At 44.4% G+C, this 16,748-nt stretch carries 12 protein-coding genes; 7 read left to right on the top strand and 5 right to left on the bottom strand.

The features are described 5' to 3' along the window. Window positions 1-29 precede the first annotated feature (29 nt). Window positions 30-377 (top strand): PilZ domain-containing protein, encoded by a 348-nt coding sequence (locus ACTXGL_RS00985; protein WP_443524236.1) that lies wholly within the window; start codon window positions 30-32, stop codon window positions 375-377. 90 nt (window positions 378-467) lie between these two features. Here ACTXGL_RS00985 and ppk2 read toward each other — a convergent pair whose 3' ends face one another. Continuing rightward, window positions 468-1,568: a polyphosphate kinase 2 gene (ppk2, locus tag ACTXGL_RS00980; protein ID WP_443524235.1), complete on the bottom strand. Its 1,101-nt coding sequence runs from the start codon at window positions 1,566-1,568 to the stop codon at window positions 468-470. A 179-nt stretch (window positions 1,569-1,747) separates the two neighbouring features. Beyond that, window positions 1,748-3,415: an acetyl-CoA C-acetyltransferase gene (locus ACTXGL_RS00975; protein ID WP_443524234.1), complete on the bottom strand. Its 1,668-nt coding sequence runs from the start codon at window positions 3,413-3,415 to the stop codon at window positions 1,748-1,750. Window positions 3,416-3,966: 551 nt separating this feature from the next. Here ACTXGL_RS00975 and ACTXGL_RS00970 point away from each other — a divergent pair. The 4 genes from ACTXGL_RS00970 (at window position 3,967) to ACTXGL_RS00955 (ending at window position 8,879) form a co-directional block, all read left to right on the top strand. Next, window positions 3,967-5,367, top strand: coding sequence for a 3-oxoacyl-ACP reductase (locus tag ACTXGL_RS00970; RefSeq protein ID WP_443524233.1), 1,401 nt, complete (start codon window positions 3,967-3,969; stop codon window positions 5,365-5,367). A gap of 312 nt (window positions 5,368-5,679) precedes the next feature. Beyond that, the gene (locus ACTXGL_RS00965; RefSeq protein ID WP_443524231.1) at window positions 5,680-6,597 is read left to right on the top strand and encodes a MaoC family dehydratase; all 918 of its coding nucleotides are present in this window, start codon (window positions 5,680-5,682) and stop codon (window positions 6,595-6,597) included. A 61-nt stretch (window positions 6,598-6,658) separates the two neighbouring features. Further along, window positions 6,659-7,243 (top strand): protein tyrosine phosphatase family protein, encoded by a 585-nt coding sequence (locus ACTXGL_RS00960; protein ID WP_443524230.1) that lies wholly within the window; start codon window positions 6,659-6,661, stop codon window positions 7,241-7,243. Window positions 7,244-7,457: 214 nt separating this feature from the next. Continuing rightward, complete coding sequence (locus ACTXGL_RS00955; RefSeq protein WP_443524228.1) at window positions 7,458-8,879, top strand: serine hydrolase domain-containing protein; 1,422 nt, start codon at window positions 7,458-7,460, stop codon at window positions 8,877-8,879. Window positions 8,880-8,976: 97 nt separating this feature from the next. On the opposite strand, the gene ACTXGL_RS00950 is transcribed toward ACTXGL_RS00955, so the two are convergent. The 3 genes from ACTXGL_RS00950 to ACTXGL_RS00940 form a co-directional block, all read right to left on the bottom strand. Next, entirely contained in the window at window positions 8,977-10,224 is a 1,248-nt protein-coding gene (locus ACTXGL_RS00950; RefSeq protein ID WP_443524226.1) for a cation:proton antiporter, read from the bottom strand. A gap of 263 nt (window positions 10,225-10,487) precedes the next feature. After that, entirely contained in the window at window positions 10,488-12,374 is a 1,887-nt protein-coding gene (ilvD, locus tag ACTXGL_RS00945) for a dihydroxy-acid dehydratase (RefSeq protein ID WP_443524224.1), read from the bottom strand. 191 nt (window positions 12,375-12,565) lie between these two features. After that, window positions 12,566-13,450, bottom strand: a complete 885-nt coding sequence (locus ACTXGL_RS00940) for a hypothetical protein (protein WP_443524223.1) — start codon at window positions 13,448-13,450, stop codon at window positions 12,566-12,568. A 339-nt stretch (window positions 13,451-13,789) separates the two neighbouring features. Between ACTXGL_RS00940 and ACTXGL_RS00935 the strand changes: the two genes are divergently transcribed. Both ACTXGL_RS00935 and ACTXGL_RS00930 read left to right on the top strand, forming a co-directional pair. Then, complete coding sequence (locus ACTXGL_RS00935; RefSeq protein ID WP_443524222.1) at window positions 13,790-14,233, top strand: HIT family protein; 444 nt, start codon at window positions 13,790-13,792, stop codon at window positions 14,231-14,233. A 386-nt stretch (window positions 14,234-14,619) separates the two neighbouring features. Further along, the gene (locus ACTXGL_RS00930) at window positions 14,620-16,665 is read left to right on the top strand and encodes a BCCT family transporter (protein WP_443524221.1); all 2,046 of its coding nucleotides are present in this window, start codon (window positions 14,620-14,622) and stop codon (window positions 16,663-16,665) included. Window positions 16,666-16,748: the final 83 nt, after the last annotated feature.

The raw sequence follows: 16,748 nt of genomic DNA, 5'->3' as shown, positions 1-16,748 counted from the left end.
TTTAACTCATTCGATAAAGGAAGCTGACTATGGCAATGCCAGGCCGCGGCGGGATCTTAACCTGCCACATTGAAAGTATCGAGACATTGTATGCCAGCTATTTATCCTTTGTGAGTAATGGCGCGCTATTTGTGCCCTCTGATCAGCCGCAGCAGCTAGGTAATGAGGTGTTTATCGCTATCACCTTACCAAACTCTAGCGAACGCTTACCGATGAACGGTAAGGTCGTTTGGATTAACTCTAAAACCCAAGGCAGTCGTCCGGCAGGTTTTGCAGTGCAAATTGGTAGTGATATTTCTGGACAGCGTATCAAAAACGAAGTTGAGCGCCTGCTGGCTGGTAAAATCGATAGCTTACAATCCACATATACGATGTAATGTTTTTAAAGATGTATACGAAAAAGCAGCCCTATTAAATAAAGGCTGCTTATAGCAATTAAAGTCTCTTTAATTGTGTATAAATATAGGCTAGTAGCGGGGCGGTACATACATGTCATCAGGTATGGGTTCGCGGTAGTACTCATCGTCGCGCTTACGATCAGGCAGTTCGATCTCATCACGAGGGACTTCTTTATAAGGGATTTGTTCGAGCAGGTGAGCAATACAATTGAGCCTTGCGCGCTTTTTGCTATTGCCTTCAACCACCCACCATGGCGCTTCAGGGATATGAGTACGCTCAAACATGGTCTCTTTTGCTTTGGTATAGTCTTCCCAACGTCTACGTGACTCTAAGTCCATTGGCGAGAGCTTCCACTGTTTTAAGGGGTCATGGATACGGCTCATAAAGCGCGAATGTTGCTCATCATCGGTAATAGAAAACCAGTATTTTACCAAGCGTATGCCTGAGCGGACCAACATACGCTCAAAATCTGGTACGGATTGAAAAAACTCCTCGTACTGCTCATCAGTACAAAACCCCATCACCCGCTCAACACCGCCGCGGTTGTACCAGCTGCGATCAAATAATACAATCTCGCCTGCTGCTGGCAAATGGGCAACATAGCGCTGAAAATACCACTGTGTTTGCTCACGCTCAGTCGGCGCAGGCAATGCGGCAACCCTACAGACTCGTGGGTTTAGCCGTTGGGTGATGCGCTTGATAGCCCCACCTTTACCTGCAGAATCACGCCCTTCAAATATCACAACGATACGTTCGCCATTCTCAACGACCCAGTCTTGTAGTTTGATGAGTTCACGTTGTAAACGAACCAACTCTTGAAAATAAGTGCGGCGGTCGAGCTTCTCTTGGGTAGTTAACTGACATCCGTCAAAATAAAAGTTACGCATATAATCGTCTATTTCGTTCTCTAACTCTTCATCATGGCTATCGATCAGGTCTTGGTGCATTTTTCGACGTAACTCATCATAGTCGACTTCTTTTTCGATGCGCTTGGACAAAGTGGTCTGCTCACGCTCGTATCGGCTCTTATTGGCATTGTCGTAGGTATGAGATGAGATAGGTTTAAATTCAGTCACCGTTGAGGGCTTTTTTTTATCATGTTGGACAGTTTGATGCTCATCAAAAATCACTTGCCTGAGCTTTTTTAACAAGTATTTCATCGTACTCATAAATATTACCTTTGTTTGATAAGCTGGCGTTTGTAAAAGGCTATCGTCATAGAGCAAATTTATGATAACAAAATAAAGGCAAATAAAATGCCCTCTAATTCAATTAGAGGGCATTTATTTTTTGACAGCGTCATCTGTATCAATGACGCTTAACTAACAAACTATATTGGTGTTAAATCTTATTTTTCTAAGATACAAGTCACACCTTGACCACCAGCCGCACAGATAGAGATAAGCGCACGACCTGAACCTTTTTGATCCAGTAGTTTTGCGGCAGTCGCTAGGATACGAGCACCAGTTGCAGCAAATGGGTGGCCTGCTGCCAATGACGAGCCGTTTACGTTTAGCTTGCTACGATCGATAGATCCTAGAGGCGCATCAAGACCTAAGCGCTCTTCACAGAACTTCTCATCTTCCCAAGAGGCAAGGGTTGATAGTACTTGTGAGGCAAAGGCTTCATGAATCTCATAGAAATCAAAATCTTGCAAGGTGAGACCAGCACGCTCGAGCATACGCGGTACCGCATATGCCGGTGCCATTAGTAGACCTTCTGTGATACCAGATTTACCAATGAAATCTACCGCTGCGGTCTCTTGATGCGCGATATAAGCCAGTGGCTTTAGACCGTGCTCTTTTGCCCATTCATCTGTACCCAACAATACACAAGATGCACCATCAGTCAGTGGAGTAGAGTTAGCAGCCGTCATCGTTGGGTTAGCACTCTTTTTGCCAAAGACTGGCTTTAGCTTGCCCAGTTTTTCTAGTGTGGTATCTGGACGCAAGTTATTGTCACGAGTCAGACCTTTGTATGGTGTGATCAAATCATCAAAGAAACCTTCGTCATAAGCACGCGCTAGGTTTTGATGGCTGTTAAATGCCAACTCATCCTGAGCTTCGCGGCTGATATTCCACTCAAGTGTGGTGATTGCTTGATGCTCGCCCATTGATAGACCTGTGCGTGGCTCACCGTTTTGTGGAGAGTCGATTAGATCTTTTGGATTTAGACCCATCAATGCTTTTAGACGTTGTTTGTTGTCTCTTGCTGCACCCAGCTTGATGAGTACCTTGCGCAAGCCATCACCAATAGCGATAGGCGCATCTGAGGTTGTGTCTACGCCACCAGTGATGGCCGAGTCGATTAGACCCAAGGCGATTTTGTTGGCAGATGCAAACGTCGCTTGCAAGCCAGTACCACACGCTTGTGAGATATCATAAGTTGGTGTGTGCGGGTTTAACGCTGTGTTTAGCGTCGCTTCACGAGTTAAGTTGATGTCACGGCTTAGCTTCATGACAGCGCCAGATACCACTTCGCCTAGTATCTCACCTTGTAGGTTGTAACGCTCAACCAAACCGTCTAGGGCTGCAGTCAGCATATCTGTATTGCTAACGTCAGCATATGAGCCGTTCGAACGTGCGAATGGGATACGGTTGCCACCTAGGATAGCGACACGGTTTTGGTTTGAGGCAGGCTTGGATTTACTCGTCTTTTTGGCAGTGGCCGCTGGCTTTCTAGCAGCATGGGTTGCTGCCTTTTCGTCATCTGCTTTTTTTGCAGTATCTTTAGTAGCGGTTCCTTTAGTAGCTGTATCAGTAGCCGTATCTTTAGTGTCAGGCTTTTTAGGTGCTTCAGTTCTGGTGTCTTTTGCAGGCACGTCTTTTTTTGAGCTATCTGTTTTTGTATTGTTGGTATCTTTTGTACTGCTAGTATCGACCGCTTTTTTTGCCACGTCTTTGACATCTGCAGTAGGCTCACTGCTTGCCGCTGTTTCTTGTGGTTTTGCATCATTCGCTTTAACGACAGTACTTTCGACAACTGGGCTATCAGGGTGGTTATTTTTATTACTCATAATATTATCCTTAAAAAGTATGGGTAGAAGAAATGGAGGGTAAAGAATAGGTAATGTTATTTTAAGCAAGAAGCAAATATTATCATTTATTACATCGTATAGCTGTGTATGATAAGGCGTTTTTACTCGTTTAGTGTATATCTTTAGCAAACGATGTGACGCTTATACAAGCGTTATCATCAGTCTTAGTAATAATGGGTAAGACGTTAATCGCCCAATCAACATTAGATATTAGCATTGCATAATGGTTCGTTTGATAATATATTGTTATCGATAATTAAACTTGCCATAACTTATAGGTCGGATTCTAGCATGATATGGTGGCGATTAACGCGACAAAAAGTTGCTGGCTTGTATACTGAGTTGTTTACAGATTGTTGTAGACATTGTCTGTTTTTGGACTTGTTTACAAGGGCAGTGTATAGTTAGGCTGGTTTTAAAATGATTTACCAAATATCAATAATTACAATGTCGATGAGCCTATATAATAGGTGCATTACCTCTTGTGTTTACTATTCTTCTAACCATTTATTATTTATAGGGAATATATTATGTCAGACCGTTATGGTGATTTTGTTCAATCTTCTCTTGGCAAAAAAGTAGCAAAAAACTTAGGTTTGCCGATGCCAACCACGCTTGATCGTTTTGAGAGCGGTGAGCGTTTGGTTCGCGGTAGTGTGTTGGTTGGCCGTGCGAATGGGGACGACAAGAGCGTTGGCGAATCAGTTGCGCGTATTTTGTCAGATGTTCATGCTGAGGTTTATGTAAACAGCAGCGATGATATCAAAGACGCATTGGCTGATGCAGGTATTGAGGCAAAAGCAAACACAGGTGGCGATGATCAATTTAAAGTTTTACTTTTTGATGCCAGTAACATCAGCAACGCCGATCAACTCAAAGAAGTGTATGACTTTTTTCATACCGTTGCCCGCCGCGTAGAAAAATCAGGCCGAGTCATCATTGTGGGTCGTACGCCAGAGAGCATCACTGATATCGAAACGGCAATGGCACAGCGCGCACTCGAAGGTTTTGTAAAATCAGTTGGTAAAGAATTCAAGCGCGGCGTTACGGCGCAGCTTATCTATGTAGAAGCAGGTGCCGAGCAGAACCTAGATTCAACCTTGCGCTTTTTCACTTCAGCACGTTCAGCGTACGTTTCAGGACAAGTGGTACGTGTGAGCAAAGGCGAGTCGGTCGATGTCGATTGGAATCAACCTTTAGGCGGTAAAACCATGCTAGTGACTGGTGCCAGTCGCGGTATCGGTGAAGCAATTGCTCGTGTCTTGGCTCGCGAAGGCGCGCATGTGATCTGTTTGGATGTACCACAGCAGCAAGCTGACCTACAAAAAGTAGCAAGTGAAATCAGTGGCTCTGCACTGACGGTAGACATCACAAGTGATGATGCTGGTGCAGAAATTGCAGATGCGGCGCAAAAGCGTGGCGGTTTAGACTCGATCATTCATAATGCTGGCGTAACACGTGATAAGACGCTGGCCAGAATGGATGAGAAAAAGTGGGATATGGTTATCGATATTAACCTAGGCAGCATTGCTAAATTGAACCGCTATCTACTTGATAATGACGTACTAAAAGCAAACGCTCGTATCGTCTGTGTGTCATCAATCTCAGGTATCGCTGGCAACATGGGTCAGACTAACTACGCGACTTCTAAAGCGGGTGTGATCGGTTTGGTCAACGCAACTGCCAAGCAGCTAGAAGACAATGCTAAAGGCATGACCATCAATGCCGTGGCACCAGGATTCATCGAAACGCAAATGACTGAAGCCATTCCTTTTGCTATTCGTGAAGCGGGTCGCCGTATGAACTCAATGAGCCAAGGCGGTCTGCCAGTAGATGTGGCTGAGACTATTGCATGGTTTGCTTCACCTGCTTCTGGCGGTCTGAACGGCAACACTGTCCGTGTCTGTGGCCAAAGCCTACTTGGTGCATAATATGGATTTATTTGCCAGCATTTGTGATAATTAACGGGCGGGAAGCTGCATAGAACTTCCTCTCATTTTTGATTAACTTCACATATGCTTACGAATAATTGCTGATAAATTGTAATAAAGCTGCCCACGGGTGGCTTTTTTATGATAAAAACACAAGACCCATTAGCCAAACTATTTTTTGCTATTAGAGATACTCATAAGATTGATTGAATATGGCGCTTATTAAATGATTTAATAATAGGTTCTAATCAACGACTGCAGAATGTCTTTAGATACGTTAAAACTTGTTCAAGCCACATTTAGGATTTACTTATGTCAGACACACATTATGATGCGTTGCCAAAAGCGCACACTACCTACGCCAATATCGTCAAAAGCTTATTGCCTATTGGCAACAGCGAAAAAATCAGCAAAGATCAATTACCACAAGCGACTTATTACGTCGATGACTTGCATATCGATCAAGACAATCTAAATGACTATCGTAAAATTTGCGGATTCGCTGACGATGGAAAAGTTCCAGCGACTTATTTTTCCGTACTATCGCAAACGTTGCAGATGAACATGATGGTAAAAGAGCCATTCCCATTTGCTATGTTAGGTCTGGTGCATATCGACAACAGCGTCACACAGTATCGCCCTATCGGTGAGCGCGAAACGGTCGCAATGGCCGTCACATTTAGTAACTTGCGCGATCATGCCCAAGGTCAGCAGTTTGACTTTGTAACAACAGTCAAATCAGAAGACGAAATTATTTGGGAAGGGACGTCAACTTATCTGTCACGCAGCAAAAAATCCAGCAGTAGCAAAGACAAGAAAAGCGCACCGCGTCCAGTTGCCGTCAAGCCAGAAGTCGGTGAGAAAGATGTCCATAGTATTTTTGAAGTGCCAGAAGATATCGGTCGCCGTTATGCATTCGTTTCAGGTGACTTCAATTTGATTCACCTGCATCCGTTATCAGCTCGTGCCTTTGGTTTTCCAAAAGCGATTGCACATGGTATGTGGTCAAAAGCCAAGTGTCTTGCTTTAATGGATGAGCTACCTGATGCTTATACTATCGAGGTTTCATTCAAGCTGCCTATCTTTTTGCCAGCTGAAGTAGAGCTCATCGCTGAGCCAGTAGCACAGCTAGAAAACACAGGTGATACTTGTGAGTTTGGCCTATATAGCTCTAAAAACAGCAAGCCACATTTGGCTGGTGTTATGACCTTAAACAGCGACAGCAAGTAGCACATATTGTATAGCGTAGCTTTTATTTTAATAGCCAAATTTAACGAACACATTTATCATTATGACGTCACAAAATACAAACCCACAAAGCAATGCGACAAGCACCAACCACGCTGATAGTTTAGCAGCTACTGACACAGTCGCTGCTAATGACAAATCAATCACTGAGGCTTTAGATAGTGGCTTAGATAGTGACAACGGTATCGACTTAGCTGCTGTTTTTGAGCCTTACTTCCGTCCGGACGACAAGACTATTGTGTGCGGGGCATTGGATGATGAAAAGATCACTGCTTTGGCAAAATCTGGTGTAGAATTGGTCATCAATTTACAGCCAGATGATGAGCTTACTTTTGATGAAGCAGTAGCGGTTGAGCAGGCAGGAATGAGCTATGAGCATCTGCCTATCAATGGGGCTACCGAGCTAAAGCAGCTCAAAATACTGGCATTTGATAACATACTTCGCCAGCATCATGGCAAAAAAATTGCCATGCATTGTGGATCCGGTAATAGAGTTGGTGCAGCGATTGCGCTACGAGCAGGTTGGCTCCGTGGACGCAAAATGGATACGGCTATGGAACGCGGCCGTAGTCATGGTCTGACCAAGCTTGAACAAGAAGTTCATAATCGTTTGTTAGTGCCTCGCTAGTAGATACTTAAGCTGGGTGAAATGACTCAATAAATACTAGCGTGACACATAGTTTTAGTAACACTCTAAAATATTGTTATGAAACAATTAAAGGCGACCAGTAGGTGGCCTTTTTTATTGATTGCACATTCATTTATACTAGTTCAGACCTGATGATAGCGTGTTTATGTAATTCCAAAATGACAATAATTTATAGCACTGGAGCCAGACAATAATGACGGAACATAATAAAGAACACTCTCATGTTCTAACAAGGATGGACTTGCAGCAACGTTTGCAGCAGCTACTAACTGTATTACAGCTTGAGGATGCACCAGCAGGTGGTGCGGTAGTGGTATATCAGGCAGGTGAGTGCATCGCGCAAGCAAGTATAGGAATGGCGCGTCTTGATGAGCCGTGGCAGCCTAGCACGCTAGCGATTAACTTTTCTACGGGTAAAGGCATTTTAGCGACGCTCGTACATGTGCTGGTCTCTCAGCAGCAGCTCACTTATGATGTGCCCATCGCTAAGTATTGGCCAGAGTTTGCTGCAAACGGCAAAGACAACATCACCTTGAGACAAGTCATGTCACATCAGGCTGATCTGTTTTCGATCACCAGTATCGATGTTGACAGTGACACTGTGCTCGATTGGGGCGCGATGCTGAGACACGTTGAGGGTATGCCTGTCACCGCACCTGAAGATGCAGCAAAATATGATAGCGCGTACAGTGCGTTGATATATGGCTGGGTGCTGGGCGGTGTGATAGAAGCAGTGACGCAGATGTCACTAGCTGAAGCACTACGCCAGTATCTCACTGACCCTTTAGGTATTTCAGACAGTTGTTATTTTGGTGTGCCAAAAGATAAGGTCGATCAAGTAGCAAAACTGGCAAAAGACTTTGAAACTTCAGACGAAGATAGTGTACTGCTACGTAACAAACGCAATAAACCAACGCTGAAGTCCGACTCACAAGACACATTGCGTACCTATGCCAGTTTACCCAGCTATACATACTGGCAGCAGCAGGGCTTAATCAATGACCAGACACCCACTCCAGATATAACTAATGAGCAAGATACAGGTCATGAGCAAAATGGTTTACCACTCATGGATACAGCTTATATTAGTCGTTTGTACTTTGATACCAGTCAGCTCAATCTAAAGAACTATAAAGCGGCGCTCATTCCTGCTGGTAAACACGCACTTGACTACCATAATCGCAAAACGTTAGAGGCCATCATTCCCGCTGCGAACGGTGTCGCCTCAGCTGATGCATTAGCCACTATCTACGCCATGCTAGCCAATGGCGGCGTATGGCAAGGGCAGACGCTGATCGATAGGGCTACTTTTGAGCAACTGTCTACGCCGCAAGTCACCGGTCTAGATGCAGTAATGCCAGCGGCCATGCAATGGCGCTTGGGGTACCATAAGCTATTTAGTATAGGCAACAACGAGAGAGCCACCGATAGTAGTGTAACGCCTGCCACATCAGGGTTTGGGCATATGGGGTACAATGGCTCAGTGGCGTGGTGTGATCCTGCGCAGCAATTGTCATTTACCTTTATTCATAATTTTGACACCACGATGCTCAACGACATCCGTCAGTTTGCGCTTACAGAGGCGGTTTTAGACTGGATCAATGAGCTACATTAGTTAGTGCGCTCTCAAATTAACGTGCTCTTAAACAGTTGCTGTAGTCAAACTGATTTTGCCCAAACAGCTTTATTAAAAATAAACCCAGTATGAATAATCAACTGGACTTTTGAGGGGTTAGTTTTAGGAGCCTAGCAGCGCTTAAACCATGAATAAAGATGGAGGCTAAAATCACAATTGAGCAAACAATCCATAGTTTGAGTGCATCTTCATCCGCAAAAAAATCTTTATTGAGTGCATAAGACAGATAGTACAGCGTACCAATACCACGAATGCCCAGTGCTGAGATTGCGTATTTTTCGGTATGCGGTAAGTTAAGTCCCGATAAGGCGATGAACCCCCCAATCGGACGTATGAGTAATAGAAAAGTAAAACTGACGATATAGACACGCCATGTCAGCTCAATCCCAGACTGTAATCCTTGGCCCAAGAACATACCGAAAATCACCAGCACCAGCGACATCAGCAAGCCTTCTGACTGCTCAGCAAAGTCGTGAAGTTTTTGATGATAGCTATGCTCACACTCTGAACGCCGAAAGGCAAATGCCGCAACGAAAACTGCGATAAACCCATAGCTATGTACGTATTCTGCGACACCATAGGCGACTAAGGTGAGGGCAATAACAACATACCCCTGTGAGATAGTCGTGTCACGAGTATGTTTAGAAAACACGACTTTGGCCATCGCTTTGCCTACCAAAACACCAACAACGACGCCTGCGCCAATTTTCCACAAGACATCATGAGTGAACCACGACCATAGCATATCGTAGGTAAAAGCCTGTCCTTCACTAAAGGCTTCTGCAATTTTGATGGCTAAATAAACGAAGGGAAAGGCAAGCCCATCGTTTAATCCTGCCTCTGACGTTAACGTAAAGCGCGGTGTGTCTTCTCCACCAGTATTAGGCGGTCCAACCTGAATGCTCGATGCCAAGACAGGGTCGGTAGGTGCCAATACTGCCCCTAACAAGATAGCAGCGCCTAGGCTTAAGCCAAATGCGTAGTAACCTAACACTGCCATTGCAAAGATACCAATGGGCATGGTGATCAGCAATAGCCTGACAGTAGGTCGCCATAACTGCCAAGAGAGCTCGGTATCAATCTTTATACCCGCACCAACCAACGAAACCAATACCACGATCTCAGTTAGCTTTTCGATGAGCATGCCATTGTCTATAGGGTCCAAAAAGGACAAAGAGGTCCACCAGTAGCCCATCATCAAACCAAAGCTAACTTGTAGCATGGGTAAGGAGATAAAGTTACGCTTAAAGATGACAGGAAATAATGCCCCTAATAAAAAGGCGATACCGCAAATCAATAAGAATAAGTTATATTTTTCAATCATAAGGTTTGCGCACGTTGTTAGGTTTTAAATGCCAGTTCTAGGGTGTTGTTTTGAATACAGCTTTTTGAAGCTGATGAAAGTCTATATCAATAAAAACTTTGTCTAACGGTAAGACTTATCATGCCGATAAAAAACGATTATTACCGAAAGAAATAGTTATCAAAACGATTACTGCGTTGTTTTTTGGTGAAAAAAAAGCCTGCATAGCGCAGGCTTAATGAATAATACAAGTAGGTTTTGAATGTTAACGGTTCAAGTAGGGCTTAGCGCTCAACCTGGCTCACATCGCGTATGGCACCAGTATCGGCACTCGTAGTCATGGCAGCATAAGCACGTAGTGCAGGGGTCACGTATCGTTCACGACTGACAGGCTTCCACGCATCGCGTCCACGAGCTTCCATAGCTTCACGGCGAGTCGCCAAATCAGCATCGCTAACCTGCATGTTGATAGTACGATTAGGGATGTCAATATGGATAGTATCGCCTTCTTCAACCAGACCAATCGCCCCGCCTTCAGCAGCTTCTGGGCTGGCATGACCGATTGAGAGACCTGATGTACCACCAGAGAAACGACCGTCAGTGAGTAGGGCGCATTCTTTACCCAGTCCTTTTGACTTCAAGTACGTGGTTGGATAAAGCATCTCTTGCATACCAGGACCGCCTTTAGGGCCTTCATAGCGAATAATGACCACATCACCGGCAACGATTTTATCATCCAATACCGCGGCAACCGCATCATCTTGAGACTCAAATAAACGTGCACGCCCAGTAAATACTAAGATGCTTTCATCAACGCCTGCGGTTTTGACCACACAGCCACGCTCGGCAATGTTGCCATACAGTACAGCCAAGCCACCATCTTGTGAGTAAGCATGCTTGGCACTGCGGATACAGCCAGACTCACGATTGACATCGAGGTTTGACCATTCTTTTGATTGTGAAAACGCCTCAGTAGTACGTACGCCACCAGGCGCGGCTAGATAGCGTGCGCGTGCCTCTTGGTTGTCCGCATTCATGATATCCCATTTATCAATCGCCGCTTTCATCGTTGGGCTATGAATGGTCGGAACGTCCGTATTTATTAATCCTGCACGGTCAAGCTCGGCCAATAGCGCAAACACGCCGCCAGCACGATGCACATCTTCCATATGGTACTTTTGTGAGGCAGGGGCGACTTTTGCCAGACAGGGCACACCGCGGCTTAGGCGGTCAATATCTGACATCTTAAAGTCGACTTCTGCTTCGTTCGCTGCGGCTAATAAATGCAAAATAGTATTGGTCGAGCCGCCCATCGCGATATCTAGTGTCATCGCGTTTTCAAAGGCCGCTTTGCTAGCGATTGAGCGAGGTAAGACTGAGTCATCATCTTGCTCGTAGCGACGCTTGGCAAGTGAGACAATAGTACGTCCTGCTTCTAAGAACAGCTCACGGCGCAATGAGTGGGTCGCCAGTAGTGAACCATTACCTGGTAATGCCAGTCCTAAAGCTTCTGTTAGACAGTTCATAGAGTTGGCAGTGAACATCCCAGAGCACGAACCACATGTCGGACAGGCTGAGGCTTCAATCGCGGCCACATCTTCATCACTAATGCTGTCATCAGCAGCGTCCATCATGGCATCGACCAGATCGAGTTTACGAACAGCACTGCTGTCATTACTATCAGTATTGTGGCTCTTACCGACGGTGCTGGCTAGGATTTTGCCTGCTTCCATTGGACCACCTGAAATGAATACTACTGGAATATTCAGTCGCATGGCAGCCATCAGCATACCTGGAGTGATCTTATCGCAGTTTGAGATACAAACGAGCGCGTCAGCACAGTGAGCATTGACCATATACTCGACCGAATCAGCAATCAAATCACGACTTGGCAGTGAATACAACATGCCGCTATGACCCATCGCAATGCCATCATCAACGGCAATGGTGTTGAATTCTTTTGCCACGCCGCCTGCTTGTTCAATCTCACGTGCGACCAGTTGTCCCAAATCTTTTAGATGCACATGACCAGGTACAAACTGGGTGAAAGAGTTAGCAATCGCAATGATTGGTTTGCCAAAGTCGCCGTCAGTCATACCAGTTGCACGCCATAATGCACGCGCACCTGCCATATTACGACCGCCGGTAGAGGTTTTTGAACGATAATCCATGTGATATTCCTTACAAATAGGCGGAGTTGTTAAAATTTGCACCCTCAGTTTTAATAGGGATAGTGTGCTTTTTATAGAGAGTGAGGACTAGTGAATAATACTAAGTCGTTACCATACCATTAGATATGAATAACTTAAAATAATATGCCAATAATAAGGGTTCCAGAACCGCTAAAGGTGAGTAAAAACGATTATTCAAGACGCGCCAATATGGCTGTGTCAAACCAAGGTAAATCAGCTTTGTCAGCTTCTAGTTTGACAATAGCTGCCAGTGCATGAGTGGCTAAAAGCTGTTGATAGTCGCTACTTGCGCCAATCGTTAGCAGTGATTCGGTAGGTAATGCTGGGGTACTGGGATTTTGCTCATCAATACTGATCAATGTCTGCTTGTTATTCTTATAAAGAACGTCCACACGACCAAAAAACTGCCAGTCTTTAAAAGCTACGGTAATCGCATCTGCTGCATCTTTGGTATATACCTGCTGAGTCTCTTTGCCAGTATTAGTCCAATGCAGCCGTACAGCCAATTGTAATGATTCACTAAACACGACTAATGAGCCAATTACCTTTACATGCCAAGGGCTGGTCAATAACTCTTGATTAATACCAATTAAGTTAGCAGCCTCTTGAGCTGACATGGGCGTATTGAATTGAGTCAGTAGTTCAGGCGTAAGGGGGTGCGCCTGTTTGATGGTATCGTCTAAGCTATCATAGTGATACAGAAAAGGTAGTGGTAAGTCTTGAGTGACCGTCTTTTTTATGATTTTACAGTTATGTATTTGCCAGCTGATGGCTTTGTCTGTCAACGCTTCTGCCAAGATGATGGCATTTGGATCGATGGTCTGAGTCATATTCTCAGATTCACTATGAGGTTGTTCTGAGCCGTGCTGTTCTAAAGCATGCTGTTCTGAAGGAAGGCTGTTAGACACAGAGAGACCTTTTTCGAATACTTGGGACGCTCCAGACACTTGAGCTGCATCATCGCGCACAGCGTAAGCATTGTTATCTGGGCTGTCTAAATTGTTTGGGCTATTTGAGTTATCTGATGTAGTGGTTGGCAAAGTAGGCAAATCCATAAACATAGCGTTGTTAAAATAGAGTACCAATATAACATTTTAAGGGCATGACCCGCCAATAAATTAGTGAGCTGAGACAGTGGATATACCACTTGATTTTCTCAATGAATACGAGGATGCCGACTTGTACTAAACCTATAGTCAATCCTATATAAACTAGATACAGCGTCAGGCTCACTCAGTCTACAATTTGTAGTACTTTCATTCCCCTTCCTTGTGTCTAAATTATCTTGAACTGACTATACATTTCGTCCACTATAGGATGAGCACTGTCAGCGACTCTAAAAGCTACTTGGCACCTAACAATTAAATTAATACCTAATAATCAAAGGAAAAATAATGACTGAATTGAATCAACAAACTGCTTATGACGACAACAATATCTTTGCCAAAATGTTAGATGGTGATATTCCATACCATAAAGTGTATGAAGACGACCAAACCCTTGCCTTTATGGATATCATGCCGCAGGCAAAAGGTCATGTATTGGTCATACCTAAACAAAAAACAGCTGACCTAGCTAATCTTGAGCCAGAGTATGCTGCCGCTGTTTTGATGACCTCCAAAAAAGTCATGCAAGCGCAGCGTAAAGTGTTCGAGCGTGAAGGTATCATCCAAATGCAGTTGAATGGTGCGCAATCAGGTCAAACGGTTTTTCATTATCACATACATCTGATCCCCTCGAGTATTCATGAGCTGGGTCGCCATGCAGTGACACAAGCTGATCAAAGTGAACTTGCCAATATTGCAAAGCAACTTGCTGCAGCAATCAGTGATGCGTAATCGCAGTACCATGTTTTGTGATATAAATACCATGCTTTATGACCTTAATATCTATAGCGATATGTAGGTCTAAGTCATAGCGCATTAACATAAATGGTGTACAAGATAAGAAGACAGCTCGCAAGCTGTCTTTTTTGTTGCTTAGTAATAGTCATGTAACGAGCGTTAAGGTCATGTTACGAGTCAGCTGGTCGTCTAGGGTTTTTGAAAAGAATGTGATAGATATGATACGTGTTTACTAACTTATCGTTAATCGACTTATTACTAACTAATTTAGATTTAACGCACAACCATAAACTATCTATTAGCTATCTTACATTTACCTTTGTCCTTACCAATGAATAACTATAAAAAAGGCAAAATCAACTTTTGGGAAATCGCTTTTCATGAGTAAACTACCTCGTTCTACTATTTTATTACCAGTCTTTGTACCCGCTGCCATCATTATGCTGCTACTGGTCATTGGTACAGCGATCAATCCTGAAGCAGCAGGTGCTTTATTCAACGATGTACTTGCCTTTACGACTGAGACGTTCGGTTGGTTTTATATGTTGGCAGTGGCACTGTTCTTGATGTTTATTATCGTATTAGCATTTTCGTCCTATGGCAGTATCAAGCTGGGGCCTGACCATGCTGAAGCGGAATACAAGTTTCTTGAATGGTTTGCCATGCTCTTTTCGGCAGGCTATGGTATCGCGCTCCTGTTCTTTGGGGTAGCAGAACCAGTGATGCATTTTGCCAGTCCGCCACTCTCGGAGCCACAAACGATTGCGGCGGCAAAAGAAGCGATGCAAATTGCCTATTTTCACTGGGGATTTCATATTTGGGCGATTTATGGGGTAGTGGGGTTGTCACTGGCGTATTTTGCATTTCGCCACGGTTTACCATTATCGATACGCTCAACACTGTATCCAATCATCGGTGACAAGATTCATGGTCCTATCGGTCACACGGTCGATGTGTTTGCGATATTGGGCACGATGTTTGGTATTGCGACCAGTCTCGGTTTGTCAGTATCGCAGATCAACGCGGGACTCAATTACCTGTTGCCAGATCTCATTCCAGTGAACACCACTGTGCAGGTGATTGCTATTGCATTAGTGACGTCAGCGGCTCTGTTGTCGGTGCTTGCAGGCATGGACAAGGGTGTCAAACGCTTGTCTATTTTAAATATGGTGCTAGCGACAGCACTGATGATTTTTGTGTTTATTGTCGGTCCGACCATCTTTATCTTGAATGCCTTTATGGAAAATACAGGCAGCTACTTGGGCAATATCGTTGAGCGTACTTTTAGCTTACAGGCTTATGAGAACAGCGACTGGATCGGTAGCTGGACGTTGTTTATTTTCGCGTGGACAATCGCATGGGCGCCTTTTGTTGGTCTATTTATAGCCAAGATTAGCCGCGGTCGTACCATTCGCGAGTTTGTGTTGGGTGTGATGCTGGTGCCAACGTTCTTTACGTTCTTTTGGTTTGCTGTGTTTGGTGATACCGCACTACATATGATTATGGTCGATGGCTATAACTCGCTCATTGGTGATGTACAGGACAACCAAGCGATTGCTTTATTTAAGCTATTAGAAAACCTACCATTCACTGAGTTTGTATCGTCATTGACTATTCTATTGATTATTACCTTTTTTGTGACGTCGTCAGATTCAGGTTCATTAGTGATCGATTCACTAGCGGCTGGTGGTCGTAGTGATACGCCGTGGTGGCAGCGCAGCTTTTGGGTAGTGACCGAAGGCGCTGTAGCAGCAGTACTATTAATCGCAGGTGGTCTAACGGCACTGCAAACAGCAGCTATCGTCAGTGCGCTACCGTTTGCCATTATTATTCTAATCTCAATGTTTGGTATGTGGCGTGCCCTACGTATCGAAGGCCACCGTAATCAAAGCCTCGGTCAAAATAACAAACTGCCACCGCATCTACTCAAACCATCAGCATGGCGCGAGCGTATTGACTACATGACTGACAAACCAACGCGCGATAAGGTCTTGAGTTATATCAAAGAAGTGATTATGCCATCCATGATGGAAGTATCATCTAAGTTTGCAGAAACAGGCTGGACGACTGAAGTCAATTACGATGCGGTCAATAACCGTGCAGTACTTGAGTTGCAGCGTGGCGATGATGTTGAGTTTTGGTATGAAGTGCGCTTATCTGAACATGATGCGCCTGATTATTATACTGAGGGCACCGCAGACACCTTGCCACAAGAACATTATCACCGTGCTGAGGTTTATCTACGCCGCGGTGGTCAAACATATGACCTATATGGCTACCAGTCTGAGTCAGTGATTAATGACATCATCGATCAGTTCGAAAAATACCTGCATTTCCTCAATGTATCACCTGATAGCCTACCATGGCGTATGCAAGAACATGATGAAGATATCACCCTAGAGCAGGGCAGTGTACTCGATAAATAAGGCTTGTAATACACTAAAAATAAATAGGACTTGAGCAAGCTATTTACCTTAATTGCTTGCAATAAACACAATATTCCTTAGAA

The sequence above is a fragment of the Psychrobacter sp. T6-6 genome (assembly GCF_052258185.1).
GTDB lineage: Bacteria > Pseudomonadota > Gammaproteobacteria > Pseudomonadales > Moraxellaceae > Psychrobacter.
Note: the sequence above shows the minus strand (reverse complement) of the source record. Positions and strands in the feature narration are given on the sequence as shown.